We start from the raw sequence: 25,214 nt of genomic DNA, 5'->3' as shown, positions 1-25,214 counted from the left end.
TCAAGCATTGATGGTAAAACGCTGCCCTCGTGCGAGGGCTCGAGCGAGGGCCGATGACCAGCCGGCGCTTGAACCGCCTCGGCGGCCCCCGCAGGCGCTGAAGCTGAAGAGGCGCGTCCGGAACGGCGGCGAGCCTCGGTCTGCTTGTGCTTGGGGCGACCCTTACTACGGCCGGGCACGCAAACTCCTCTCGATACAGCCAACGAGAGCGGATTGACGTTCTCCCATGACAGCGTAACGGTGCCCAGCTACTACGGGTCCCCGCCTTCGAGCCCATCGCCGTAGACCGGACTTGCCGCAGGGGCCAGCTCAAATCGCGATATGGAGGTCCGTCCACATTCGAACCCGAAGCCGTTCGGATCGGCCAGCAACGCCCCTTGCTACAGCGTGAGCGAGATGACCGACACGCCGACCGCAAGATGGAAGAACTCAGGAACTGTCACGTCGGCGGTTCCCGGACGGCGCCGCATTCTGTCGGCCCCTCAAACGACTCCGGGCCACGACGAGATCGTACGGCCGCCACCACCGCCCAACGGCTGCAGCAGCCCGATCAGCGCCGCGACCTTGATCTCGACCCCGGCGAGGACGGATCCAGGATCGATGCAGGGGAGGGAGACGATGTCACGGACAGGCGATAGAGGCTGGACAGCGAAAAGCCGTGTGTGAACGGTAGTTGGTCGAGCGGCGCGACCGGGTTTGGCTCCGGACGCGACGGACCAAAAAACCGCAACGGACCACCGGGACCGACGACATCGGTGGGGTTCAGACTCGATCCGTCTTCTCACGGGCGAAGTGCGGTTCCGCCGCTTCCAGTCGCGGTACCGCGACGCCCAACCGTCGTGCTTCCGCCAGGGTGTCCCGGCAGATCTCCCGCGGCTCCTGAGCCTCGGCGTCGGAGTGCGCCGCAAAATTCACGCGCACCAGCGCGACATGAGCGGTCAGCCAGGCGAGCGTGGGGGCCGTCAGCCAGGTGGGCGCCCGGAACAGCAGCCCGCCGCCCCGGTGACGTCGCAGGTCGAGGCCTCGCGCTTCAAGAAGCGGCAGGAGTTCACGGCCGGCCAGCAGCGCCTCGCGGAACGCGCCCGTCGACCCAGCCAGCTTGGCCAACGACCCTAGCCGCAGGCCCTGCGAGTGCAGGCCCGCGTTCGACACGAAATGGATCCACAGCCAGCCGCGGAAGTCGGGTCGCTCCCGCGGCCGGAACCCGGCGTCGCGAAACACCCTGCGCACGGCCCGCTCCCGGTCGGTCGGGGGCTGGCCGAGGGTGCCGAAGATGACTGCCGGCAGCAGCGTCCCGCGGAGCACGCCGTCCTCGCCGAAGCCGCCACCGGCCTGGGGAAAGCCCCATGCGACCTGGTCGACGGGAAGGGCGCCGATAGCGGCCTGCGGCTCGGTCCAGATGTTGCCGAAGACCAGCACCGTGGCTTGACCGACGCGCGGCGCCAGGAAGGCCGTCGCCTCCGCGAGGCGGTGGTGCGGCACGCTGAGCACGATCAGGTCGAAGTCGTGGTCTGACTGCAGTTCCTCGCGGTAGCGCACCGGCCACTTCTCGACGACGCGCTGCCCCCACACCCGGCGCCGTGTATCGAGCAGGTCGAGATCTGTCGTGTCCCCGTACGTCGCCGCGCGGCCCGGGCGGACGTAGAACTCGACGTCATGTCCGGCCCGTTCCAAGGCCCAGCCGTAGACGGTGGCGATCACGCCTCGGCCGAACATCAGGATCTTCACGCTGCACCTCGTGGGGTACGATCGATCTGGAGGTTATCTCCATTTTCCAAAATATGGAGGCCATCTCCATTTGTCAACGCGAGGTAGTGCATGACCGCCGACAAGCCGCTGCGGGCCGACGCCCAACGCAACCGCGATGTCCTGATCGCCAAGGCGCGAGAGGTCTTCGACGCCGGCGACTTCTTCGACCTGCGCTTCGACGACTTCGCCCGCCTGGCCGGGGTGGGCACCGGCACGCTGTACCGCCACTTCCCCACCCGGGAGGCACTGGCCGAGGCGGTCTACCACGGGGAGGTCGCCGCGTTGTGCGACCGCGCCCGCCAGCTACAGGCCACGCTGCCCGCGGCGGAGGCTTTGGCGACCTTCCTGCGCGGCATGGTCGACCACATGGATGCCCACGAGGGCCTGGCCCGGACGCTGGCCACGCTCATGGCCGATCGCTCGGGTGCCCTCGCCGAGGGCGGCCGGGCGCTGGAGCAGGCTGTCGCCGACCTGGTGGCCGCCGCCGTGCGGGACGGCGCCGTTCGCGACGACGTGGGTGCCGGTGCCGTGATGATGGCGCTGCATGGCATCGGTGCGGCCCATGACCGCCCCGGTTGGCGGGCCGAGGCCGACGGTGTCATCTCCCTCGTGCTGGACGGGCTGCTGCCTCGTCGTGCTAGTCACCGGCTGTGACGAGCCCTGGCCCGCCGCCGCGCACCAACGGCGGCAGAAGTGTGCACCTGAGCTTGACGATTCCGCCCGGGTGGCGAGTTGAGCCGTCATTCCCGAATGATTTGTGGTGCGCTGACTGTGGTGCAGGGGCCGGAGGCGCGGCGAACAGCGCTGATCACCTCGGTCCCCAGGCGGCGATCGCCTCCTGCGGAGACGTTGCGGCTGCACATCCGGCGATGCGGTCCGTCCACGCGCGCACGATCTCGCGGAGTTGCACAGGCTCCCGCACGACGAAGGGCAGTCCGAGCCCGGCCAGGACGCCGGGAATCCAGTCGAGTCGCTCCGCCCGCAGCCGCACGAGAACCCAGTCCGGGCCGTCGCCGGCATCGGGTTCGACGCTGGCGATTCCGTGCGGCAGACGCGCCCGTACCTCGTCGGCGGTGCCCTGCACGGCGACGGCGACCTGATGCCGCCATGGCGTGCCGGCCAGGCTCGTCAGGACCACGTCGGCGGGCTGGAAGCCCTCGGGCACCGCGAAGGTGCCCTGCGCGATTCGTACCTGCACGATGCGGTCGAGCCGGAAGGTACGCAGTGCTCTGGACGCGGAGTCGGTGCCGGTCACGTACCAGCGCCCGGAGTGCGTCACAAGCCCGTAGGGATGCACGGTGCGCTCGCTGCGGCGTCCGGTGCGGTCGGTGTAGCTGATGACCGCGGGTTGGTGCTGTCGCGTCGCTTCCGCCAGCCGCAGCATGACCGAGGCCTCCGGCGTCGGCACCTCAAGCCCCGGTGCGGTGAAGTCAGTGGTCGCCAACAGTGCATCGAGCCGGGAGGCCAGCGCTTTGGGCAGTACCCTGCGCACCTTGGCGGCCGCGGTTGCGGCAGCTTCCCCCGATGTCGGCACCAGGCCGGCTCGGCGGCCTGCCACCAGGCCGAGCAGGACGGCAAGTGCTTCCTCATCGGTCAGCATGAGCGGTGGCATTCGGAATCCGGGCGCCAGCCGGTATCCGCCGTAGCGGCCGCGTACCGATTCGACCGGCACTTCCAGATCAAGCAGGTGCTCGGCGTAGCGGCGTACGGTGCGCTCGTCGACGCCGAGGCGTTCAGCCAGGTCAGAAGCGGTGTGAGTGCCGCCGGCCTGCAGGATCTCGAGGAGGGCGAGCACCCGTGAGGTCGGCCGTGTCATGGTCAGATTCTTCCTCAATACCGGGCGGATTGTGCCCGGTATCGGACCTAGCCTCTTGCTTGCCAAACCCGCAACGAGGAGCAACGTCATGAAATTCGTGTCGGTCCGCATCATCACAGACCAGGTCGGCTGTCTCACCGAGTTCTACGAGCAAGTCACGGGCCAGACCGCCCGCCGGTACACGCCTGACTTCGCTGAGATCGCTCTGCCGGGGGCGACGCTGGCGATCGGCAGCACCGCAACGGTCAAGCTCTTCGGCGAAGGCTCGGCCGAGCCCGCCGCCAACCGGACGGCAATCATCGAGTTCCGCGTGGACGATGTCGACGCCGAGTTCGCCCGGCTGCGCGACATGATCGGCGAGTTCGTTCAAGCCCCGACCACAATGCCCTGGGGCAACCGATCACTGCTGTTCCGCGACCCCGACGGAACGCTGGTCAACCTGTTCACACCGGTCAGCGCCGAGGCGATCGCCCGGCAGCAACACTAGACCGTCGCCGCGCGGAGAGCCTCGAGTTACCACCAGGGCCGGACCGCAACCGGCCGGGGGTCGGACTGATCGAGCCCCACGGGACGTCCCGGCATGGTGACCAGGCCCCCGTGGTCATCCCTGAGGCGATGGCCAGCCGTCCAGGCCGGTACGCCGCCGGCGCCGAGTGATTACCGAGGACGGGCACCTGCCTTGGCTGCCGCTCCCGGGCCTACGTACTCACGACCTGCGGAGAGTCGTCCTTCGAAGGTCATCTCGTGCTCCCACCAGCCGCGCGTGTCGACGTCCGCGGCGTCCGCCAGCGCCTCCAGCTCCACGATCTCCTCGTCGGCGAGCTCGATGCCGCGAGCTCGGACCATCCCGTCGATGTAACTCGCCTTCGTGACGCCGATGATCGGGGTGGTGCCCTTGGCGATGGCCCAGGCGGTGGCGACGTCGGCGGCGGACGCGCCCCGGTCCCCGCCGATCGCGCGCATCCTGTCCGTCAGCGTCTGGAGCTTGGGCAGGATGCCGTTGTACGCGGCCGCCCGGTTGCTGCCCGCGGGCAACGGATGGGCCGGGCCGTACCTGCCGGTCAGCGCTCCCTGCTCGAGGACCATGTAGGAAAAGAACCGCACGTCGTGCTCGCGGCAGTGATCGAGAATGCCCGCGCGCTCGGAGCTGCGGTACAGGAGACTGTAATGGTTCTGGACCGCCTCCACGCGAAAGCCGGCCTCGCCGAGGATCTGGTCGGCAAGAGCGATCTCCTTCATGTTGTGGTTCGAGACGCCGACATGCTTGATCTTGCCGCTCCGCAGCAGCGGAATCAGAAGCGGCGTCCAGCGGGCCACGTCGGCGGGGTTGTGGATCCAGTACAGATCCACATATTCCGTACCCAATCGGTCGAGGCTCTGCTCCAGCATCTCCGCGACCGGATCGTCGCCGTCGCCCGCGGCCTGCGGGGTGAACTTCGTCGACAGCTGGTACTCGCTGCGGGCGTAGCCCTTCAGCGCCTGAGCGAGGACCGTCTCCGAGTGACCCATGCCGTACACCACCGCGGTGTCCCACAAGGTGAACCCGTTTGCTTGCGCCGTCTCGACGACCTCGCGCAGGCCGGACGCGGTCAGCTGACTGCCGAAATAGCCGTCGCCCGCCTCGCCGCTGTCTCCCCAGGCCCACGTGCCCAGCGCCACCGCCGGCACTGTCAGCGTCTTGCTCGTCATGTCCCCTACCTCCGTTACGCGTTCGATCCCAGAAGACCGCGATCGCCGCTACCGGAGAAGGTCGCGTTTATGGGGGGTACAACCTCTACCCCTCTCGCGCCGCGACCGGCGGATACCGTGAAGGACATGGACCAGCAGCCCGGAAACCGCGGCGAGATCCGGGACTTCCTCGCCGGCCGGCGCGCCAAGATCACCCCGGCGCAGGCCGGACTGCCGACCAGCGCCCGTCGCCGGGTCGCCGGGCTGCGGCGCGAGGAGGTCGCCGTCCTCGCCGGCGTGAGCACAGAGTGGTACACGCGGCTGGAAAAGGGTCACATCGGCGGCGTGTCCGAAGACGTCCTCGACGCGGTCGCCCGCGCCCTGCGACTGGACGACGACGAACGCACCTACCTGTTCGACCTGGCCCAGTCATCGCGGGCCGGGAGTCGCACGCCATCGCGTCGCCGGGACGTCGAGGTCCCGCCCCGAGTCCAGTGGCTGCTCGACTCCATGACGATGTCCTCGGCGTTCGTGCGCAACGGCCGCACGGACGTCATCGCCAGCAACCCCCTGGCCCGAGCCCTGTACGCGCCGATGTTCGACAGCGCCACCATCGACAAACGCGGCCGCCCCAACATCGCCCGCTACATCTTCCTCGACCCCGGCGCACACGACTTCTTCGTCGACTGGGACGCCGCCGGCAACGCCACCGCCGCCCTGCTGCGCGCCGAGGCCGCTCGCGAGCCCCGCGACCGGGCGCTGCGCGACCTCATCGGCGAGCTGTCCACCCTCAGCCCCGAGTTCCGCGACCAATGGGCCGCGCATGACGTCCTGATCCGCCACGACGGCATCAAACGACTCCAGCACCCCGAGGTCGGCCACCTGGAACTGACCTTCCAGCACCTCGACCTGCCCCTGTCCAGCCGAGCCGTGCACAACCTGATCATCTACACCGCCGAACCCGGCACCGCGTCCGAAGACCGACTCAAACTCCTCGCCAGCTGGTCAGCCACCCCATCTCGGGCGGCTTTACCAGAGCGCGCTCCGACCTCATGAGCTACGGCAACAAAACAACAACACAAACACCGCCGATCCCGTACGGCGACGGACAACCCACCCAGAACTGCTGATCCTCGATCAGTCACGGGAGAGGTCCCATTACTCGCCGCGCTGCTGTGCATCGTCCTGCTCTGCCTCGCGTTCGTGCTGGCCGCCCTGGCCTTCAGGCGTTATCGACCGGCCGGGCCGACGGCGATGGTCCACCGTCCGCGTGCTCGAAGCGGCCCGTCACGATGACGCGGCCCAAAACCTGGCGGCTTCGCGACCGCCGTGGGTCGCACAGGACCTGTGACGGGGCCGCCGAGCAGCCGGGCGGCGGCCCCAGGGAGCCAGGAGGCTCAGCGTTCCGGTCCGCGGCGTTACCCCCAGGCGCGCTCCAGGGCGAGCGCTAGGCGCCAGCGCCACTGCTCCTCGGTACCGCCGGCCCAGGGGTATTCGTCGGTGAAGTTCGGCCAGTCGACGGTCAGCGCCAGCACGCTCTCAGCGCAGAAGGTGTCGGCCTCGGCGCCCAACTCGGGGCGCAGCAGGTCGCGGACGAAGTGCAGGTCGGGTGCTGCGAGTTCGGCCAGCAGCGCCGCATCGTAGAGGTCCTTGCCCTGGGGGTAGGTGTCGGTGGCCAGCCACAGCAGCTTCCACGCCAGGGCGAGTTCGGGCGGCGCGGCCGGGACCGGCCGGTCGATGGCGGGCAGCGTGATCGGCTCGGGCGGCAGCGGCAGCGGCTCGCCGAAGACCACGTCGATCTGGATGCTGCCGCTGGGGCCGCCGTCGCCGGTGGTGAACGGTACGGCGAGGCGGCGGCCGTCGGCGCGCTCGTAGGTCCAGATCTCCGCGTGGACGACGCGGTCGGGCCGCAGGCCGGCGCCGGGGTCGGCGGCGATCGCGTCGGTGATGCCGCCGAGCAGCTCCCGTGCCTGGTCGCTGCCGCTGGTGATGGTGTGCGGGGTGACGACGAAGTCGAGGTCGCCGGGGTCGCGCGCGGCGTCGCCGACCCACACGGCCATCGTGACGCTGCCGCGCAGTACGAGGTGGCCGGCCCAGCGGCTGCGGGCGATCGCGCCGAGGGCGTGTTCGAGGGCGACGCGGCGGGCCTGCCGCCACCGCCGGCCGGTGCCCTCGTCGGCGAAGGCGGGCTCACCGGCCCGGTATGCGTTCTGGTACTGCCGCATGGCCGGGTCGAACGCCGCCGTCTGCCGCACCGACCCGTCGGCCGGCACCGGCAGGTAGGTGGGCGGGTAGTGCGGGGAGCCGGCCCGTGCGGAGCGCATCGTGGCCTCACGGGCTTCGTTGCGCCAGGACTCGGGCTCGCGGGTGATCCAGCCGCGGTCGTGGCCGAGGTTGGAGTCTTCGACGACGTACTCCTGCTCGACCTTGACCACGTCGAGGCCCGCGTCGCGGAGCGCGGCGGTGAGCCGCTGGAGCCGCTGCGTCGCGGTGTCCAGCCCGACGTGGTGGCAGCGCTGGGTGAGGAACCGCTCCTGCCCGCCGCCGTCGTGGCGGCGCCGCGCGTTGCGCGACAGGCGGGCGTCGTGAGCCGCGCCGATCTCGGCGGCCGCTTGCATAGCGGCGGCAGGGGTGGCCGGCAGGGCGAGCTTCACGTGGTGCTCGAAGTAGCGCCCCGCCGGCTCCCCGGCGGCCTCGTCGTCGGTCTGCGGCAGCCCGTCGCACCACGGCGCCGCCTCGATCTTCAGCCGGGCCGGGACGAGCCCGTGCTCGAGTAGCCGCTCCCGCCACGTGGCGGCCGTCTTCCGTGCCTGAGCGAGGGTGCCGTGCGTCGGCAGCGTGAGCATCGGCTGGGACGGAAACCGGCCGCGGTCCAGGACGATGTGCAGGAACTTGACGTCGTGCTTCTCGGCGAACCGGGCGAGGTCCGTGCCGTGGTGCGCCTCGACGGTTACATGGATCTCGAACGCCCCGGTGATCTCGGCCACCGGGCCAGCGTAGCCACTGACAGTCGTCGCCCAGTGGGGACCGCCCGTGGACCTCCCGACCTCGCCGTCCGGGCGTACGATCTTGCCGCGCCGGCTGATCGGCGCATCGGCTGGAGGATGCGCGCATGCCCCTGTTCCGGCGGTCCGCAGGGCGCGTGGCGCCCGGCCTCGACCCGACGCTCGGTGATGCCGACGCCCGGTGGCTGTGGGCAGCGCTGGCCGCCGGAGACTGGCTTGCCGCGCGGCCCATGCTGGCCGCCGAGCGGGCACAGGAGGATCTCGACTTCCTGGTCTCGGTCGCGGCCCAGGTCCCCGGCACCGAGCACTGGCTGGCGCATGTGATCGAGCACGGACCGGACGATCCCCTGGCGCTGCTCGTGCGCGGTCACCGGGCGATCGCGTGGGCCTGGGAGGCTCGCACCGGGCTTTTTGCCGCGTACGTCCCGCCTGAGCGGTGGGTGCTGTTCCGGCAGCGGTTGGAACTCGCCGAGTACTGCCTGCAGGAGGTGGTACGCCGGGAGCCGGCCAATGTCACGGCCTGGACTGGCCTGATCACCGTCGCCCGTGGCCTGGGTCTGAGTGCGAACGAGCAGCGGCGCCGGTTCGATGCGGCGGTCGCGCATGACCCGGACAACTACCGCGCCCACACCGCGATGCTGCAGAACCTCTGCCGGAAGTGGGGCGGCTCGCCGGAGCGGATGCGCGCGTTCGCCGAGAGGGCCGCGCGGGACGCAGGCGAGGGCAGCCGTCTTGGCACGCTCGTCGCCCTGGCGCACCTTGAACACTGGCTGGACCTCGGTGGCGCGCCTAGCCGTGACTACATCCGCTCGGCGGCGGTGCGGGAGTCGCTCAACGACGCGGCCCGCGAGTCGGTCCGGCACCGCCGCTATGTGCGGCGCCGGGACTGGGCCCTGGACGCCAACGCGTTCGCGGTCGCGTTTCTGGCGGCCGGCGACGACGAGGCGGCGGCGATGCAGTTTCTGGCCATCGGCGAGTTGGTCACCGAGTTCCCGTGGTGCTATCTCGGCGAACCGGTGGCCGCCTTCCGGTCCGCCGCCTCGGCCGTCAACGCCCGCACGGCCTGGTGAGACGCACCGGCCCCGGCGCGGCCGAGGAATGCCGGCGACCGCACCACCGACACCCCGCGACAGGCCATCAGCACCATTCTGGTGATTTTCGACCGTCCGGGCACACGACCGTGACGTCCCATCGGCAAACATGACCGTGATCCGTCGCGGGCCGTCAGAAGAGCCGCCACGGGCTGTCACCCACGACACGACGACTGGGCAGCCCGACAATGCTCGCCTCGCCCGCCGCTCGGCCTGCGCGGCCTGATCCGCTTCGCCGCCGGCGTGGGGCGGCTGCTCGGCCTGCGCTGAGGTGGGCCGTGCGCCGCCTGCGGCAGCCTAGACGGGCTGGGCCAGCGCGAAGCCCGCGGGCAGCGGCACCAGCGGGGTGGCGTCGCGGGCGGCCAGGAACTCCGGGCGCGGAGCGGCCTGCGCCGGCAGGGCGTTGTCGGTGCGGTTGTAGGTGACCAGGACGACGCCGCGCGGGTGCGGCGACATGTTCGTGCCGGAGCCGTGCACGATCCGGGAGTCGAACAGCAGGATCGAGCCCGCCGGGCCGGTGGCCGACTCGATGCCCCGCCCGGCCGTCAGGCGGGCCAGCAGGTCGGCGTCGATGGCGTAGTCGAGGTCGGCGCTGAGCTGCGGCAGCCACTGCGCGTCGCCGTCGCCGGCCGGAGCGCGGCGCTCCACGTCGATGAGGCCCAGCTCGTGGGTGCCCGGCACGAACAGCAGCGGGCCGTTGAGGTGGGTGGCCTCGTCGAGCAGGACCGCGACGTTGACCACGTGCGGACGGTCCATGCCGTCCTCGCGGGCCCAGAAGATGTAGTCCTGGTGCCACGGCCAGACATCGCCGGTCATCGGGGCCTTCGCGTTGATCTTGAACTGGTGGACGTACACGTCGCCGGACAGGATCTGCATCGCCGGGCCCAGCAGGCGCGGGTGGCGGACCAGGTCGCGGCAGACCGGGTCGCGCCGGTGGCAGCCGTGGACCGCGCGCACGGTGCGGCCGTCCTTCTCCAGCGTGCGGTCCGGCGAGTCCTGCGCGTAGAGGGCTGCCGCCGCCCGGCGCAGGCAGTCGACCTCCCGCGGGCCGAGGCCGTCCTCGATGAGCAGATAGCCCGCCTCGCGGTACTGCTTGAGCTCCGTCGGGGTCAGCATGAGCGCTCCTCACGGTGGGTTAGGTCGCCTACAGGCCGGGCAGGAGCCGGGCCAGCCGCTCGACGTGCGGCCGGCGCAGCAGCGAGAAGTGCCCGCCCGGCAGCACATGCACCGCCGGGGGCGCCCCGCAGGCGCGGGTCCACGCCTCGACCGCCGCCGCCCGTAGCCCGGCGTCCTGCTCGGCCGCCTGCACGAGGGTGGCCCGCACATCGTGGGGCGCCGGGTCGTATGCGGCCACCGCGCGCGCGTGCGCCCGGTAGAGCTCGTCGCCGGAGTCGTCGGGCGTCTGCTGCGCCGCGAGGTAGCTGTCCAGCAGCACCAGCCGCGCCGCCGGTCCGAGCGCGCGGGCCATCTCGAAGGCCACCAGGCCGCCCATCGACCAGCCGGCCAGCGTGCACGGCCCGTCGGCGACCTCCTCCAGCGCGGCGGCGGCCAGCGCCTCGATGCTCGGCGCGACCCCGGGCTGCAGGGCGTACAGCGGCCGCGGGGAGTCCCAGGCCGGCGTCAGCTCCCGGAAGGCGAGCGCGTCGCCGCCGGCCGCGGGCAGCACGTACACGGGCGCCCCGGTCCCCGCGCGCAGCAGCACCAGCCGCCCCGTTGGCGCGGCGGCCGCGTCGCCCCGGGCGAGGCGGGCGAGGCGGGCGAGGCCGGCCACCGTCGTGGGCCGGTCGCCGCCGTCGAGGTCGTCGGCCGGGAAGAGCACCGCGACCGGCAGGCCCCGGCCGAACTCGGCGTTGAGCTTGGCGATGAGCTGCACGGCGAGCATCGAGTGCCCGCCGAGGGCGAAGAAGTCGTCGTGGGCGCCGACCCCCTCGACGCCGAGCAGTTCCTGGAAGATGCGGGCGACCGCGGCCTCGGCCGGATCGCGGGGCGCCGCCGTGCCGTGCCCGAGCGCGGCCCCGGCGGCCTGATGGGCGGCGAGGACGGCCTGGTCGGTCTTGCCGTTGGCGGTGAGCGGGATGCGCTCGATCCAGGCGTAGCGCTCCGGGACCATGTACGCCGGTAGCCGCTCGCGCAGGAAGGCCGCGATCGCCTCGGTCGGGATCGGACCGCCGTCGCCCGGGACCAGGAAGGCCGCGAGCGCCTCGCCCGGGGCCACTGCGGCGTCGCGGACGGCAGGGTGGCGAAGCAGGGTCGCGGCGATCTCGGCCGGCTCGACCCGCACCCCGCGCACCTTGACCTGCTCGTCGCGCCGGCCGTGGAAGCGGATCTCGCCGTCGGTGTCCAGGCAGCCGAGGTCGCCGGTGCGGTACAGGCGGGCGCCGGGCCGGGCCGGGTGGGGCACGAACCGCTCGGCGGTGCGCCGGGGCGCACCGAGGTAGCCGCGGGCCAGCTGCTCGCCGCCGATGTAGATCTCGCCGAGCACGCCGACCGGGGCCGGGCGCAGCAGCTCGTCCAGCACGAGCACCTCGGTGCCGGGGACGGGCCGGCCGATGGGCACCGGCCCGTCGCCCGCGTCCGCGCGCACCTCGTACACGCAGCAGCCGACGGCGGCCTCGGTCGGGCCGTACTCGTTGAAGACGCGCGCGTGCCCCCGCCAGGGCCGCACGGCCGCGCCGGACAGCGCCTCGCCGCCCACCACCAGGGCCTGTGCGGTGCCGGCGAGGTCGGCCGGCGCGAGCAGCCCGTTGAGCACGGCCAGGTGCGACGGCGTGAGCTTGAGCAGGCTGAGGTCGCGGCGGCGGCGCAGCTCGGCGGCGAGCGCCCCGACGTCGCGCCAGGCGGGGTCGAGCGCCACCGTGCGCCCGGCCAGCAGCGGGGCGAAGAGGCTGGTGACGGTCAGGTCGAAGGAGACCGAGGAGTGCACCAGGGCGCCGGTGCCGCGCTCGCCGCCGTACGCCCCGGCGGCCCACTGCAGGTAGTTGACCAGCGCGCGGTGGGGCAGCAGTACACCCTTGGGCTCCCCGGTGGAGCCGGAGGTGAACATGACGTAGGCGAGCTGGTCCGGGTCCACCGCCCGGCGCAGGTCCGCGCCGCCGGCGTCGCCGACGCCGGCATCGGCAGAGGCATCGGCGAGGTTCAGGACCGTGGGTGCGAGACCGGCGCAGCGTTCGGCGGTGCCGGCGTCGACCAGGAGCGTCCGGCAGCCGGCCCGCTCGACGAGCTCCGCGATGCGCAGCCGGGGCAGCGCCGGGTCGAGGGGCACGTAGGCGCCGCCCGCCTTGAGCACGGCCAGCAGCGCGGCCGGCAGGTCGGCGGTGTGCTCCAGGCAGACACCGACCAGCGTCTCCGGGCCGGCGCCCTGCCCGGCGAGCTGCCGGGCGAGCCGGTTGGCCCGCCCGTTGAGCTCGGCGTAGGTGAGGGCGCGCCCGGGGGAGGTGACCGCCACGGCGTCCGGGTTGCGGGCCGTCTGCTCCTCGAACAGCTCGTGCAGGGCCGCACCGGACCTGGCCCGGGGCGGGATGGCCCGGCTCAGCGGCACCGCCGGCCCGGCGGCGACGAGCGCGCCCAGCAGGTCGTCGTACTGCTCGGCCAGGCCGCGCACGTACGCGGGGGTGAACCGCTCGTCGCGGTAGCGCCACACCGCGGTGCCGCCGGCGGGGCCGATCTGGCACTCGAGCCCGATGTCGAAGGGCTCGTCCGGCACCTCGGCCAGCTCGACGGCGAAGGTGACGCCGCCCGCCGTCGTGGGCGCGGGGGCGGGCCGGCACGCGAACGCCGCGTCCCAGCGGGGCGTGCCGGCTTCGTAGGCGCCCAGGAGGTACTCCTCGACCTCCTCGATCTCGTCCAGCTCGCGCGCGGTCGCGGACACGACGTCGGCGAAGGTGGCGGTGCGCTCCACGGTGGCCGGCACGCCGAGCCAGCGCGTGAGGGGGCCGAGGCAGCCCTGCAGGTCGGGTTGGGAGCGCGAGCGGAACGCGGTGCCGACGGTGACCGGGCTCTGCCCGGTGACCCTCCACAGCAGCACCTGCCAGGCGGCGAGCAGCACCGCGTCGGGCTGGACCCCGCACCGGTCGGCGTAGGCGCGCACACCGCCCGGGAGCGCACGGCGCACCACCGCCGGCGCCCGCGACCCGGCCGGGTCCGTCCCGGCCGGGTACGCCGGCGCGAGCTGGAGCGGGAAACGCAGCTCGGCCGGGTCGGCCCGGCGCTGCAGGACCGCCGTGGCCCGGGCTACCTCGTCGGGCTCCTCCTCGGCCAGGTGGTGCTGCCACTGCGCGAACTGGCTGTACTGCAGGACGTCCGACTCCTCCGCCCGCCCGCCGTACTCGGCGGCCAGGTCCTCGGCCAGCAGTCGCAGCGACTCGGCGTCGGCGGCCAGCGCGCTCAGCGTCAGCTCGAGGGCGTGCCGGCCGGGGCCGAGCGCCCGCAGGTCGGCGGTGAGCGCGGGCGGCTCGGGCGCGTCCGGATGCACCACCTGGACCGGGGTGCGCCGCCCCGGGGCCCGCTCGAAGGTGCTGCGGAGCAGCTCGTGCCGCCGGACGAGGGCGTCCAGCGCCGCTTGCAGCCGGTCCGCGTCGAGCGGCCCGCCGAGGCGCAGCCGGAGTCGGGCCGGGCCGCACGCCCGCCGCCACAGGCGCCGCTGCTGTACCGACAGCCGATACCCCGCCGTCATTCCCCGTGTCCTCTCAGTCGACCGTGCGCATGTCGCCCATCGCGACCAGCAGGGAGCGCGGGCCGGTGAAGGGGTTGCGGCCGTGCGCCACCGCGAAGTTGTCGAGCATGACCACGTCGCCGGCCTGCCACGGGAAGACGACCTCGAGCTCCTGGTAGACCCGCAGGATCTCGGCCATCGCCGCGTCCGGGATCGGCGAGCCGTCGCCGAAGGTGCAGGTGCGAGGCAGCTCGTCGGCCGGGAACGTGGCCAGCAGCGAGGCCCGGGTCCGCTCGTTGAGGCAGGCCAGGTGCCAGTGCTGGGCCTGGTTGAACCACGACCGGGCGCCGCTGCCGGGGTGGCGGACCACCGCCGGGCGCACGGCCTCGGTGCGCAGCCGGTCGCCGCGCCACTGCCAGCGCAGCCCCTCGGCCGCGCAACGGGCCTCGACCTGCGCCCGGTCGCCGGTCCGGAACACGTCCGGCCAGTCCAGGCCGATGCCGGTGCCGTAGTTGCGCACATAGCAGACGCCCTTGGCGGCGAACTCGTCGCGCAGGCCGGCGTCCAGGCGGTCGTACACGGCGCGGCTGTCCACCAGCGGGGTTTCCCCGCCGGAGGCGGCCGGTCGGGCGCAGCAGAACCAGATCTTGGCCGGCGCCTGCCGGTTGAACGAGTTCTCGTTGTGCCAGAGCAGCCGCTCCTCGGGCGGGAAGAACACGGGGGTGTAGACGCCCCCGCCCATCTGGGCCCGCGGGTGCTCGCCGTTGTCGGCGAACAGCTCGTCGACGAAGAGCCCGGCGAAGCGCTCCAGCTCCGCGGGCTCGGTCACGCCGAAGCCGCGCAGGAGCAGGCCGCCGTGGCGCAGCAGCTCGGCCTCCAGCGCCTCCCGCTCGGCGCCGGCCCACTCGACGAGGTCGACGTCGTCGCCGGCGGGGCGCAGGACCAGCGGCAGGCCCGTGCCCTCGCGCACGACCGCCGCGGCGGGCTCGACGGGGACCGGACGCAGGGCGCGCGGGTCGATCCTTCTCACCATCGGATGCCTCCTAGTGCGCCAGCAGGGCCAGGACCCGCTCGGCCGCGCCGCCCGGCGGGTGGGGCAGGACGGCCTGCGCCGGCAGCTGCACGGACGCCGCGCGGGCGCAGGCCACCAGGTAGGCCAGGTAGGTGGCGAAGCGGTCGCCGAGCTGGCGCCGCATTGCCGGGGCGACCCCCAGCCGCGCGGTGGCCGCCTCCACCGCGGTGCGGTAGGCGCGCTCCAGCGCCCCGGCCGCCGCCGGCAGGTCGGCCTCGCCCTGGACCGCGGCGGCGCTGTGCCGCGCCGCGGCCAGTTCGTCGGGCGACAGCTGGGCGGCCAGGCGGTCGATCGCCGCACAGAACTCGGTGGCCAGCGTGGCCGCGTCGACCCGCTGCGGGGCGAACACCAGCAGCGGCGGGTCGCCCAGCCCGGCCCGGGCGATCTGCGCGGCCAGGATCCCGGCCAGCGACGACCCGGCGCAGTAGCCGAGCACCGCCCGCACCGGCGCACCGAGCGCCGGGATCTCGGCGAGCCACGGCCGGATGTACGCCACCGGCTCCGACTCCTCGTCGAAGGCGCCGGCCGAGCGGGGCGGGAGGGTCTCGTACAGCCGCGCGCCGGCGAGGTCCCCGGCCAGGTCGGCGAAGCCGGGCCCGCCCGCGCCCGGGTCGAAGTGCACGGCCAGCACCAGCGCCTTCGTTCCCGCGTTCAGCGGCCGCCAGTGTGGGCTAGACATGGGCGCCGGCCCAGAACGCGCCGTAGCCGTGCTCGGGCACGGCCGCGGGCGCCCCGAAGTACGGCCGCTTGCTCATCGCCTGGGCGAGCATGCCGACCGAGTCGAGGAAGACCTCGTAGACCTGGTCGGGGGTGGCGTGCTCGGTGGCGAAGACCGGCGGCAGATCCTCGTGGTAGCGGCCGTAGTCGTGGTGCAGCAGGGTCATGCCGAAGCGGGCCGGGTCGTCGAACATCGCGCTGCCCGGGTACGGCACCAGCCCGAAGAGGTACGAGGCCTGCAGCAGGTCGCGGTCGATGAGGTCGCACACCCACTCCACGCTGCGACGCATGTCGTCGAGCGTCTGGTCGGGGAAGCCGTTGACCGTGAAGGCGCATGCGGCCAGGCCGGCGTCGCGCATCCGCTGCAGGACGTCCTCGACGGGGCTGAGCTTCATGTGGTGCTTGTGCTGCTCGTGGCTGCCCTGCACGCCGGTCTCCAGGCCGATCTCGACCCATCGGCAGCCGCTGGCCGCCAGGGCGCGCAGCACGCGCTCGTCGGTCAGGCAGTTGAGTCGGGTCTGGCAGTCGTAGTGAATGTCGCCTTCGCTCTCCAGCGCGGCGAGCAGCTGCAATGTGTACTCGGGGTGTAGGGTGAATGTTTCGTCGCCCCAGTAAATATTGTGATGCGTGCCGTAACGTTCCCGGTAACTGCGGATTTCGCGCAGCACCCGGTCGATGGGAAAGTAGTCCGGCTTCCGGCCGATCGTTTGAATCGTGCAGAAAGTACACTTGTATGGGCAGCCCAATGCATAAACCTGCCGCAGGTATCGGATGTCCTGCCCGGCCGATGCGTCGAACAGGTCGACCGCCGGAAAGGGAATCTCGCGGGCCGGCACATCGGGGTAGCGAAATCCGGTGCGCACCAGCGCGCCGTCGCGGGCCTGGAAGACCAGGTTGCCCACCGCGCGCGGGTCGCCGCGGCGGGTCAGCGTCCGCAGCAGTTCGGGCAGCGCGATCTCGCCGCGCTCGACCACCACGTAGTCGACCGCCGGATGCAGGGCCACCTCCGCCGCCAGCGGCGTGGCGGCCACCCCGCCGAAGACCACCACGGCGTCCGGCGTGAGGGCCTTGACCTCCTCGGCGATCTGGTACGCGAACGGCAGGTTCACGGTCATCGGCGAGAACAGGTAGACGTCGGCGGGGCGGGCCCGCAGGCTCGCCCGGACCGTTTCCGAGTTCAGCGTGCCGAGCTCGCCGACCGCGCCGGGCTCGGAGTAGAGATCGACCACCCCGAGATCGGTGTGGCCGTGGGCCAGCAGCACGCCGCCGAGCCAGTGCATCCAGTGCGGTAGTTCCCACATGTTGCGCCGCATCGGGCGCAGTCCAGGATGCGTCGAGTTGTATTGGAAATCGAAATTCTGCCAGAATTCGCGGCGCTCATCCAAGGCCACGGAAGACATGGGTGTATGCACAAAGGCAATGCGCATCGTAGTCCCCGTTCTACGGCTGCGGTTGCTACACTCGGTAGTCATGCCGTTACGCTCGGATGTGCTCCGCGCGTCCGACCATTACACCTAAACCCCACGAAGCATCGACGTCAACCCCTGTGTGACACGGGGTTGACAGTCCGTGCATCCGCTTGTTCTATTGATGCGGTTCTCCGCACCAAAACACCGGGAAGGAGTGCTGATGTCCAACGGGGGCGGCGTCAGCCTGTGGCGGAGCAGGAATTTCCAGATTTTTCTCGCCGGCCAAACTCTATCGGCGCTTGGCGATTCGTTTTCGTTCGTGGCGATTCCGCTGCTGGTGTTGCAGGCCACCGGCTCCGTCGTGCAGATGGGCGTGGTCACGGCCCTGGTGGGCGCCTCGTCCGTCGTCACCGGCATCTTCGCCGGCTACATCGCCGACCATGCCGACCGGCGGCGGCTGCTCATCGCCTGCGACGTGGCGCGCTTCGTGCTGTACGGCCTCGTCGCCGTGGTCTGGCTGGTCTCGCCCCAGATCTGGCTGCTCTACGTGGTCGTGCCGCTGGCCGGCGCGTTCGCCCAGCAATTTCAGGTGACCTATGTCACGGTCGTGCCGGCACTCGTTCCGGCCGGCCAGATCACCCGGGCCAACGGGCACCTCTACTCAAGCTACGCGGTGGCCAGCGTCGCCGGCCCCATGCTGGCCGGCCTGCTGTCCGCGGCGTTCGGCCCGGCATGGGCGGTCGCCATCGACGCGACGACCTTCGCCGCCTCCGCCGCCGGCCTCGTGCTGATCCGGATCAGGCCCACGACGCTGGCCCCCGCTGCCCCTGACGCCGCGACCGCGGACGCCGCCGAAGCGCCGACCGGCCAAGGCGGTGCGCCGCCGGCGGTCACCGGGCGCCGGGCCCTGGTCAGAGACTTCCTGGCCGGCGTCACGTTCCTGTGGCGGCACCCGGTGCTGCGCTCGCTGACGGTCCTGCTGTCGCTGCTGCTGTTCATCACCACCGGCCTCACCGACCTGATCATCTACTACCTCAAGCACGACCTCGGCCGCTCCGACGGCGTCGTGGGCTACGTGCTCGCCGCGGCCACGCTCGGCTCGCTGCTCGCGGCCAGCACGGTGGCGCCGGTCCGCGACCGGCTCGGCTTCGGCGGCTGCTGGATCGGCTCCTGGGCGCTGTGCGGCGTGACGATCGCCGGCCTGGGCCTGACCCGCAGCGTGATCGTCGTCGGTGTCCTGGCCACCGTGCAGCTGGTGGCCACCGGCTGGGCCGGCATCGCCTCGATGTCGTTGCGCCAGGAGGTGACCCCCGACCACCTGCTGGGCCGGGTCACCTCCGCGTTCTGGACCCTGCACAACTCCCTCGGCCCGATCGGCGCGGCCGCCCTCACCGCGGCGGCCGCCCGCTACGGGGTCATGGCCACCTGCGTGGTCGGCGGCACCGCTTGCGTGGCCATCGCACTGGCCGCGCTGGCCACGCCGATCAGGCAGCGCCGGCCGGAGCGGCTGGAGGAGGCGGTGAGCTGACATGACCACGACACTGCCCGCCACGACCCGGCCCGTCACCACGGTGCTCGACCTGATCGAGAGCCGCCCGCCCGACGCGCCCGCCGTGGTGGCCGGCTCCGACCGGCTGACCTACCGCGACCTCGACGAGCGGGCCAACCACCTGGCCAACCGCCTCGCCCGGCTCGGCGTGGCCACCGAGGCGCGCGTCGGGGTGTTCCTGGAGCGCTCGGCCGAGGCGCTGGTCGCCGTCCTCGGCGTGTGGAAGGCCGGCGCCGCGTACGTGCCGCTGGACATGGAGAACGCGCCGGAGCGGCTGCGGCTCATCGTGGCCGACTGCGCGGCCCGGGTCGTGGTGACCCGGCCGCACCTCGCCGCGGAGCTGGCCGCCGTGCTCGGCGAGCGGGTCACCGTCCTGGTGCTGGGCGGCGACGAGGACCGGGCCGCCGCGCCGCCGCCGCGCTCGATCGTCCCGGCGAGCCTCGGCTACGTCGTGTACACCTCCGGCTCCACCGGGGTGCCGAAGGGCGTGATGTCCACCCACGAGGGCCTGCTCACCACCTACCGCTCCTGGGAGCGCGCGTTCGCGCTGCGCGGCACCGTCACCGCCCACGCCCAGATGGCCAACTTCGGCTTCGACGGCTACCTCGGGGAACTGGTCCGTGCGCTGTGCACGGGGGCGAAGCTGGTCGTGTGCCCCAAGGAGGTACTGCTGCGGCCGGACCGCCTCCTGCAGCTGCTGCGGCGCGAGGGCGTCGACGCCGCCGACTTCGTCCCGCCGGTGCTGCGGGCGCTGGTCCGGCACGCCGAGGCGACCGGCCAGAGCCTGAGCTTCCTGAAGATGATCATCGTAGGCTCCGACACCTACCGTGCGGCCGAGCTGGTCCGCATCCGTCGGCTGGGCGGGCCCGACACGACGGTGATCAACTGCTACGGGCTCAGCGAGGCCTCGATCGACAGCACCTGCTACGTCAGCCCAGCCGAGGAGGAGCACGGCGACGCGGTGCTCATCGGCACCCCGCTGCCGGGCACGGAGATCTGGATCCTCGACGACGAGCTGCAGCCCGCGCCGCCCGGCGCGACCGGCACCATCTACGTCGCCGGCCCCACCCTGGCCCGCGGCTACAACGGCGACCCGGCGGCGACGGCGGCGTCCTTCGTCCCGCATCCGCGCAGCGACGAGCCGGGCCGCCGGCTCTACCGCACCGGTGACCGGGCGCGGCTGCGGACCGGCCCGGGCGGCCCGCACATCGAGTTCCTCGGCCGGCAGGACCATCAGATCAAGGTCAACGGCTACCGGGTCGAGCTCGGCGAGATCGAGGCGGCGCTGCGCGGGCTGCCCGGGGTGCGGGAGGCGGCGGTCACCGCGGACGGCGGCCTGCGCGCACACCTGGTGGTCGCCGACCCCGCCGCGCCGACCGACTGGGCCGCCGTGCTGCGCGGGCGGCTGCCGCACTACATGCGGCCCGAGCGGTTCACGGTGCACGAGCAGTTGCCCATCACCCGGCACGGCAAGCTCGACCGGGCCGCGCTGGCCCGGCACCCGTCGGCCGCGGTCGCCCCGGCGCCCGCCGCGGTGGCGCCCCGCAGCGCGACCGAGCGCGAGCTGGCCGGGCTGTGGGCCACGGTGCTCGACGGGCCGGCGCCCGGCGTGCACGACGACTTCTTCGCCGCCGGCGGCGACTCCTTCCTGGCCATGCGCCTCATCGCGCTGGTCACCGCCCGCTGGGCCGTCGAGCCGCCGGTGCGCAGCCTCTTCGCCAACCCCACCGTGGCCGGGTTCGCGGCCGTGATCGACGCGCTCGCGCCGGCCGGGCCCTACGACGAGATCGTCCCCGTCCCGCGCGAGCTCATCGAGGAGGACGAGTGAACACCATCAGCTACTGCCGCGGCTACCTGCTCGGCCAGCTGCGCCGGTTCCCCGGCTGGGACGCCGGCGCCGGGCTCGGCGACGACACCGTGGTCTACCTCAAGGACGACCTGACGGTCGTCGCCGCCCCGGCCGCGGCCGACGAGGGCGAGCTGTGGCGCTGCGCCGACCCGCGGTGGAGCGAGTTCTGCGCGCGCGAGCTGGGCTTCGACGTCCCACAAACCTGAAGGAGCACCGCATGGATCTCCTGCACGTCATCGCCGGTGACGGTCGTGCGCTCGCCACCTGGTCGGCCGCCCATCGCGAGGAGGTCCGGCGGCGGCTGCACGAGCACGGCGCGGTACTGTTGCGCGGCTTCGACACCGGCGGGGTGGACGGCTTCCAGGCCGCGGTCACCGCGCTGTCGGGGGAGCCGCTGCCGTACACCGAACGCTCCTCCCCGCGCAGCACCATCAAGGGCCGGGTCTACACCTCGACCGACTACCCGCCGAGCGAGGAGATCTTCTTCCATAACGAGAACTCCTACCAGCTCTCGTGGCCCCTGACGCTCTACTTCTACTGCCGCACCGCCCCCGGCGCCGGCGGCGCGACCCCCCTGTCGGACACCCGCCGGGTGCTCGCCGCCATCGACCCTGCCGTCGTGGAGGAGTTCACCCGCCGCCGCTGGATGGTGGTGCGCAACTTCGGCGAAGAGTTCGGCCTGCCCTGGCCGGAGGTCTTCGGCACCCACGACCCCGACGAGGTGGAGCGAATCTGCGCGGCCGGCGGCATCCGGGCACAGTGGCTGGGCCCGGCGCGGCTGCGCACCACCGCGGTGCGCGACGCCGTGCACCGCCACCCCGGCACCGGCGAGGCGAGCTGGTTCAACCACGCGACCATCTTCCACGTCAGCACGCTGCCGGCACCGGTCCGCGACGGGCTCCTGGAGCTCTACGGCGAGGCCGGCCTGCCCAGCAACACCTACTACGGCGACGGCGGGGCCATCCCGCCCGACGTGCTGGAGCACCTGCGCGCCGCCTACCGCGGGGCGGCCACCCGGTTCGACTACGAGGCGGGCGACGTGCTCGTCGTCGACAACATGTCGACCGCACACGGGCGCGAGCCGTTCACCGGCCCGCGCGACATCGCGGTGGCCATGGCCGAGCCCCACGGAGCCCCGTCGTGACAGCCGCCCGACAGCCGGCACCCGCGGCCACCAAGCTGGTGGCCGCGGCGGACGCCTCCACGGCCCAGACCCGGATGTGGCTGCTGGACCGGATGCTGCCGGTCGGCTCCTCCTACCACGTCAACCGGGCGGTCGACCTGCGCGGCCCGCTCGACGCGCCGGCGCTCGCCGAGGCGCTGCACCGGTGCGTGCGCCGCCACGAGGCACTGCGGACCCGCTTCGAGCTGCGCGGCACCCGCCTCCGGCAGATCATCACGAGCCGGGAGCCCCGGCTGCGCATGGTCGACCTGCGCGGCCTGCCCGCTGCCGACCGGCTCGCCGACGACCTCGTCCGGGCTGCCGCGGCCGACCCCTTCGACCTGCGCACCGCGCCGCTGCTGCGGGCGCTGCTGCTGCGCCCGGCCGACGAGCACCACGTGCTGGTCCTCGTGCTGCACCACATCGTCGTCGACGCCTGGTCGCTCGACCAGGTCGTGCGCGAGATCGCCGCCGACTACCGGGCGCTGGTCGCCGGCGAGCCCGGCGAGCCGCCCGCGCCCCGGCTGCAGCAGGCCGACCACGCCGCCTGGGAGCGCCGCGCCCTCGACGCCGGGCGGATGGACGTCCACCTCGACTACTGGCTGCGCCAGACCGCCGACCTGCCGGCCCTGGACCTCTTCACCGACCGCCCGCCGCCCCCGGTGCCGACCCGCCGGGGCGGGCTGCACCACTTCGCGCTCGACCCGGGGTTGCTGGGCGCGCTCGACGAGCTGGCCCGGCGGGAGGGCGCGAGCCGGTACATGGTGCTGCTGGCCGCCTTCAACGTGCTCCTGTACCGCTGGACCGGCCGCGACGACGTGGTCGTCGGCGGCACCAGCCCGGGCCGGCACCGGCCGGAGCTGCAGGACACGGTCGGGTTCTTCGTCAACATGCTCGTCCTGCGCACCCGGCTGGACGGCCGCCCCACCTTGCGCGAGGCGCTGCGCCGCACCGCCGCGACCTGTCAGGACGCCTACGACCACCAGGACGCCCCGTTCGAGCGCCTCGTCGAGCTGCGCGGCGGGGCGCGGGACCCGCAGCGGCACCCGTTCTTCCAGGTCGTCTTCCAGATGATCAACATGACGACCGAGCTCGAACTGCCGGGCCTCGCCGCCGCGTTCCGGCCGCCGGAGCCCGCGCCGGCCATGTTCGACCTCGTCTTCACCATCGAGCCCGCCGGCGGCTACGTCGAGTACGCCACGGACCGCTACGACGAGGCGAGCGTCGCCGCCCTGGCCGCCGGCTGGATCGCCGTGCTGCGCGAGCTCGCCGCGGACCCCGACCGGCCGATCGAGGGCACGCCCGGTCCGGTGCCGGTCCCGCGGCCCGCCGCCGCAGGGCCGGCCACCGCCCAGGCCCCGCAGCAGGCGGCCGGCCCGCTGGAGGAGGAGGTCGCCGCGATGTGGGCCGAGGTACTCGGCCGCGAAAGCATCGGCCGCGACGACAACTTCTTCCAGCTGGGCGGGCACTCGCTGCTGGCCACCGTGCTGCTCACGTTGCTGCACGAGCGCTTCGGCGTGGAGCTGCGGCTGGACGGCTTCTTCGCAGATCCGACCGTCGCGGGCACCGCTGCCGCGGTCGAGGCGCGCCGCGCCGCGGCGGTCACCGTGGACGACGCCCTGTCGCAGCTGCTGGAGGACCTGGCATGAGCGCGCCGACCGACCGGTTGCGGGCGCTGCCGCCCGAGCAGCGCGATGTGGTACTGCACCAGCTCACCCAGCGCGGCCTGGCCCCGACGCCGGCGATGTACCACGGCGCGGCCGAGGCCGGGCGCGACGCCCCCGCCTCCTTCGCACAGCGGCGCATCCTGTTCCTGGCCGACCTGCAGCCCGACAGCGCGTTCTACAACATCGCCTGCGCGCACCGGCTCACCGGACCCCTCGACGTCGCCGTCCTGGCCCGCTGCCTGGACGAGATCGCCGCCCGGCACGACATCCTGCGCACCCGCTTCCCCGTCGTCGACGGCTGGCCGGTGCAGCGGGTCGAGCCGCCGCGCCCCCGTCAACTGCCCGTGGTCGACCTGCGCCACCTGCCGGAGGCCGAGCGCGCGCAGGCCGCGCGGCGCCTGCAGGACGACGCCGCGGCCGCCCCCTTCGACCTGGTCGCCGGGCCGCCGCTGCGCCTGCTCCTGCTCCGGCTGAGCGACGACGAGTCGATCCTGCTCGGCACGTTCCACCACGTCGTCTTCGACGGCTGGTCGTTCAGCGTCTTCGCCCGCGAGCTGCGCGCGCTCTACGAGGCGTTCGAGGCCGGCGCTCCCTCGCCGCTGTCGCCGCTGCCCATGCAGTTCGCCGCGTACAGCCGCTGGCAGCGCGACTGGGAGCAGAGCGCGGCGGCCCGGGCGCAGCTCGACTTCTGGGCGGCCCGGCTCAGCGGCGCCCCGGAGCGGCTGAGCCTGCCGCTGGACCGGCCCCGCCCCGCCGTGCAGAGCAACCGCGGCGCCACCCACGCGTTCACGCTGCCGGCCGCGCTGGCCGACGGCCTGCGCGACCTCGGGCGCCGGTGCGGCGCCACCCTCTACATGACGCTGCTCGCCGCGTTCGCCGCCACCCTGCTCCGCCACGGCGGCGAGCCGGACCTGGTGATCGGCGGCCCGATCGCCAACCGCCGGCAGCGCGAGCTGCACGACCTCATCGGCTTCTTCGCCAACACCCTGCTGTTCCGCATCGACCTGACCGGCGACCCGACGTTCACCACCCTGCTGCACCAGGTCCGGGACACCTGCCTGTCGGCCTACGCCAACCAGGAGACGCCGCTGGACATGATCGCCCAGCGGCTGTTCCCGCAGCGCGACCTGAGTCGCAACCCGATGTTCCAGGTGAACCTGGGCTTGCACAACATGCCGCCGGTCGAGGCCTCGCTGTCCGGGGTCACCGTCGAGCTGATCTGGGGCGACGCCACCGCCACCCGGTTCGACCTGGACCTCAACGTCTGGGAGACGCCGGACGGGCTGGACTGCATCCTCGACTATGCCGCCGACCTGTTCGACCCGGCCACCGCGGCCCGGCTGGCCGGCTCCCTGGCCGAACTGCTCGCCGCCGCGGCCGCCGACCCGGACCGCCCGATCGGCGCGCTGCCCGTCATCCCGGGCCCCGAGCTGCGCCGCCTGCTGCTGGACGCCAACGACACCGCGGCCCCGATCCCGGCCGGGCCGCTGCACCGGCTCTTCGAGGCCCAGGCGGCCCGCACGCCGGACGCGGTCGCCGTCGAGGGCAGCGGCGACGGCCCGGCCGCCCGGCTGACCTACCGGGAGCTGGACGCGGCCGCGAACCGGCTCGCCCACCACCTCATCGCCGCCGGCACGCGCCGCGGGGACCTGGTCGGCGTACTGCTGGACGGCCCGCCGGCGGTGGTCGCGCTGCTGGCCGTGGGCAAGGCCGGCGCGGCCTACGTGCCGCTCGACGGCCCCCACCCGCCGGCCCGGCCGGCGGCGGACCTGCGCGACCGCCGCGCGGTGGCGCTGCTCACCGCCGGGC

At 73.1% G+C, this 25,214-nt stretch carries 18 protein-coding genes and 1 pseudogene; 10 read left to right on the top strand and 9 right to left on the bottom strand.

Annotated elements, in window-relative coordinates:
• Window positions 1-762: 762 nt before the first annotated feature.
• Window positions 763-1,728 (bottom strand): ketopantoate reductase family protein, encoded by a 966-nt coding sequence (locus tag ABD352_RS27445; protein WP_344615370.1) that lies wholly within the window; start codon window positions 1,726-1,728, stop codon window positions 763-765.
• Between the two features lie 90 nt (window positions 1,729-1,818).
• On the opposite strand from ABD352_RS27445, the gene ABD352_RS27440 reads away from it, so the two are divergent.
• Complete coding sequence (locus tag ABD352_RS27440; RefSeq protein ID WP_344615369.1) at window positions 1,819-2,403, top strand: TetR/AcrR family transcriptional regulator; 585 nt, start codon at window positions 1,819-1,821, stop codon at window positions 2,401-2,403.
• Between the two features lie 154 nt (window positions 2,404-2,557).
• On the opposite strand, the gene ABD352_RS27435 is transcribed toward ABD352_RS27440, so the two are convergent.
• Window positions 2,558-3,565 carry a helix-turn-helix transcriptional regulator gene (locus ABD352_RS27435; protein WP_344615368.1) on the bottom strand — a complete coding sequence of 336 codons (1,008 nt, stop codon included), beginning with the start codon at window positions 3,563-3,565 and terminating at the stop codon, window positions 2,558-2,560.
• Between ABD352_RS27435 and ABD352_RS27430 the strand changes: the two genes are divergently transcribed.
• Window positions 3,564-4,052, top strand: a complete 489-nt coding sequence (locus ABD352_RS27430) for a VOC family protein (RefSeq protein WP_344615367.1) — start codon at window positions 3,564-3,566, stop codon at window positions 4,050-4,052. The two genes, ABD352_RS27435 and ABD352_RS27430, sit on opposite strands and share 2 nt — an antisense overlap.
• A 170-nt stretch (window positions 4,053-4,222) precedes the next feature.
• On the opposite strand, the gene ABD352_RS27425 is transcribed toward ABD352_RS27430, so the two are convergent.
• Window positions 4,223-5,254 (bottom strand): aldo/keto reductase, encoded by a 1,032-nt coding sequence (locus ABD352_RS27425; RefSeq protein WP_344615366.1) that lies wholly within the window; start codon window positions 5,252-5,254, stop codon window positions 4,223-4,225.
• 126 nt (window positions 5,255-5,380) lie between these two features.
• On the opposite strand from ABD352_RS27425, the gene ABD352_RS27420 reads away from it, so the two are divergent.
• The gene (locus ABD352_RS27420) at window positions 5,381-6,289 is read left to right on the top strand and encodes a helix-turn-helix transcriptional regulator (RefSeq protein ID WP_344615365.1); all 909 of its coding nucleotides are present in this window, start codon (window positions 5,381-5,383) and stop codon (window positions 6,287-6,289) included.
• A 362-nt stretch (window positions 6,290-6,651) separates the two neighbouring features.
• Here ABD352_RS27420 and ABD352_RS27415 read toward each other — a convergent pair whose 3' ends face one another.
• On the bottom strand, window positions 6,652-8,220 hold the full coding sequence (locus ABD352_RS27415; RefSeq protein WP_344615364.1) for a nucleotidyl transferase AbiEii/AbiGii toxin family protein: 1,569 nt from the start codon (window positions 8,218-8,220) through the stop codon (window positions 6,652-6,654).
• Window positions 8,221-8,345: 125 nt separating this feature from the next.
• Here ABD352_RS27415 and ABD352_RS27410 point away from each other — a divergent pair, with 125 nt between their 5' ends.
• Window positions 8,346-9,308, top strand: a complete 963-nt coding sequence (locus ABD352_RS27410) for a hypothetical protein (protein ID WP_344615363.1) — start codon at window positions 8,346-8,348, stop codon at window positions 9,306-9,308.
• A gap of 318 nt (window positions 9,309-9,626) precedes the next feature.
• Here ABD352_RS27410 and ABD352_RS27405 read toward each other — a convergent pair whose 3' ends face one another.
• The 5 genes from ABD352_RS27405 to ABD352_RS27385 are packed head-to-tail and all read right to left on the bottom strand — an operon-like array spanning window position 9,627 to window position 17,082.
• A complete protein-coding gene (locus tag ABD352_RS27405; protein WP_344615362.1) occupies window positions 9,627-10,445 on the bottom strand; it encodes a phytanoyl-CoA dioxygenase family protein in 819 nt (272 codons plus the stop codon).
• A gap of 28 nt (window positions 10,446-10,473) precedes the next feature.
• Window positions 10,474-14,001 carry a non-ribosomal peptide synthetase gene (locus tag ABD352_RS27400; RefSeq protein WP_344615361.1) on the bottom strand — a complete coding sequence of 1,176 codons (3,528 nt, stop codon included), beginning with the start codon at window positions 13,999-14,001 and terminating at the stop codon, window positions 10,474-10,476.
• 13 nt (window positions 14,002-14,014) lie between these two features.
• Complete coding sequence (locus ABD352_RS27395; RefSeq protein WP_344615360.1) at window positions 14,015-15,013, bottom strand: TauD/TfdA family dioxygenase; 999 nt, start codon at window positions 15,011-15,013, stop codon at window positions 14,015-14,017.
• Between the two features lie 10 nt (window positions 15,014-15,023).
• The gene (locus tag ABD352_RS27390; protein WP_344615359.1) at window positions 15,024-15,731 is read right to left on the bottom strand and encodes a hypothetical protein; all 708 of its coding nucleotides are present in this window, start codon (window positions 15,729-15,731) and stop codon (window positions 15,024-15,026) included.
• Complete coding sequence (locus ABD352_RS27385; protein WP_344615358.1) at window positions 15,724-17,082, bottom strand: B12-binding domain-containing radical SAM protein; 1,359 nt, start codon at window positions 17,080-17,082, stop codon at window positions 15,724-15,726. The genes ABD352_RS27390 and ABD352_RS27385 overlap by 8 nt, the downstream gene beginning before the upstream one ends.
• Window positions 17,083-17,359: 277 nt before the next feature.
• On the opposite strand from ABD352_RS27385, the gene ABD352_RS27380 reads away from it, so the two are divergent.
• The 6 genes and pseudogenes from ABD352_RS27380 to ABD352_RS57710 form a co-directional block, all read left to right on the top strand.
• The gene (locus ABD352_RS27380) at window positions 17,360-18,706 is read left to right on the top strand and encodes an MFS transporter (protein WP_344615357.1); all 1,347 of its coding nucleotides are present in this window, start codon (window positions 17,360-17,362) and stop codon (window positions 18,704-18,706) included.
• 1 nt (window position 18,707) lies between these two features.
• Window positions 18,708-20,555, top strand: coding sequence for a non-ribosomal peptide synthetase (locus tag ABD352_RS27375; RefSeq protein ID WP_344615356.1), 1,848 nt, complete (start codon window positions 18,708-18,710; stop codon window positions 20,553-20,555).
• Entirely contained in the window at window positions 20,552-20,782 is a 231-nt protein-coding gene (locus tag ABD352_RS27370; RefSeq protein ID WP_344615355.1) for a hypothetical protein, read from the top strand. Before ABD352_RS27375 ends, ABD352_RS27370 begins: the two co-directional genes overlap by 4 nt.
• Before the next feature lie 11 nt (window positions 20,783-20,793).
• Window positions 20,794-21,720: a TauD/TfdA family dioxygenase gene (locus ABD352_RS27365; protein ID WP_344615354.1), complete on the top strand. Its 927-nt coding sequence runs from the start codon at window positions 20,794-20,796 to the stop codon at window positions 21,718-21,720.
• Complete coding sequence (locus tag ABD352_RS27360; RefSeq protein ID WP_344615353.1) at window positions 21,717-23,387, top strand: condensation domain-containing protein; 1,671 nt, start codon at window positions 21,717-21,719, stop codon at window positions 23,385-23,387. The genes ABD352_RS27365 and ABD352_RS27360 overlap by 4 nt, the downstream gene beginning before the upstream one ends.
• Window positions 23,384-25,214, top strand: a pseudogene (locus tag ABD352_RS57710) (condensation domain-containing protein); the annotation flags it as partial. The gene ABD352_RS27360 and the pseudogene ABD352_RS57710, both read left to right, overlap by 4 nt.

The sequence above is a fragment of the Dactylosporangium salmoneum genome (genome assembly GCF_039532525.1).
Taxonomy (GTDB): domain Bacteria; phylum Actinomycetota; class Actinomycetes; order Mycobacteriales; family Micromonosporaceae; genus Dactylosporangium; species Dactylosporangium salmoneum.
This window is presented reverse-complemented; position numbering and strand designations above follow the sequence as displayed.

Excerpts from the sequence above, each read along its gene's own strand:
- ABD352_RS27440 (WP_344615369.1), top strand. The coding sequence starts at position 1,819 with ATGACCGCCGACAAGCCGCTGCGGGCCGACGCCCAACGCAACCGCGAT.
- ABD352_RS27430 (WP_344615367.1), top strand. The coding sequence starts at position 3,564 with ATGGTCAGATTCTTCCTCAATACCGGGCGGATTGTGCCCGGTATCGGA.
- ABD352_RS27435 (WP_344615368.1), bottom strand. The coding sequence starts at position 3,565 with ATGACACGGCCGACCTCACGGGTGCTCGCCCTCCTCGAGATCCTGCAG.
- ABD352_RS27425 (WP_344615366.1), bottom strand. The coding sequence starts at position 5,254 with ATGACGAGCAAGACGCTGACAGTGCCGGCGGTGGCGCTGGGCACGTGG.
- ABD352_RS27420 (WP_344615365.1), top strand. The coding sequence starts at position 5,381 with ATGGACCAGCAGCCCGGAAACCGCGGCGAGATCCGGGACTTCCTCGCC.
- ABD352_RS27410 (WP_344615363.1), top strand. The coding sequence starts at position 8,346 with ATGCCCCTGTTCCGGCGGTCCGCAGGGCGCGTGGCGCCCGGCCTCGAC.
- ABD352_RS27405 (WP_344615362.1), bottom strand. The coding sequence starts at position 10,445 with ATGCTGACCCCGACGGAGCTCAAGCAGTACCGCGAGGCGGGCTATCTG.
- ABD352_RS27400 (WP_344615361.1), bottom strand. The coding sequence starts at position 14,001 with ATGACGGCGGGGTATCGGCTGTCGGTACAGCAGCGGCGCCTGTGGCGG.
- ABD352_RS27395 (WP_344615360.1), bottom strand. The coding sequence starts at position 15,013 with ATGGTGAGAAGGATCGACCCGCGCGCCCTGCGTCCGGTCCCCGTCGAG.
- ABD352_RS27390 (WP_344615359.1), bottom strand. The coding sequence starts at position 15,731 with ATGTCTAGCCCACACTGGCGGCCGCTGAACGCGGGAACGAAGGCGCTG.
- ABD352_RS27385 (WP_344615358.1), bottom strand. The coding sequence starts at position 17,082 with ATGCGGCGCAACATGTGGGAACTACCGCACTGGATGCACTGGCTCGGC.
- ABD352_RS27380 (WP_344615357.1), top strand. The coding sequence starts at position 17,360 with ATGCGGTTCTCCGCACCAAAACACCGGGAAGGAGTGCTGATGTCCAAC.
- ABD352_RS27375 (WP_344615356.1), top strand. The coding sequence starts at position 18,708 with ATGACCACGACACTGCCCGCCACGACCCGGCCCGTCACCACGGTGCTC.
- ABD352_RS27365 (WP_344615354.1), top strand. The coding sequence starts at position 20,794 with ATGGATCTCCTGCACGTCATCGCCGGTGACGGTCGTGCGCTCGCCACC.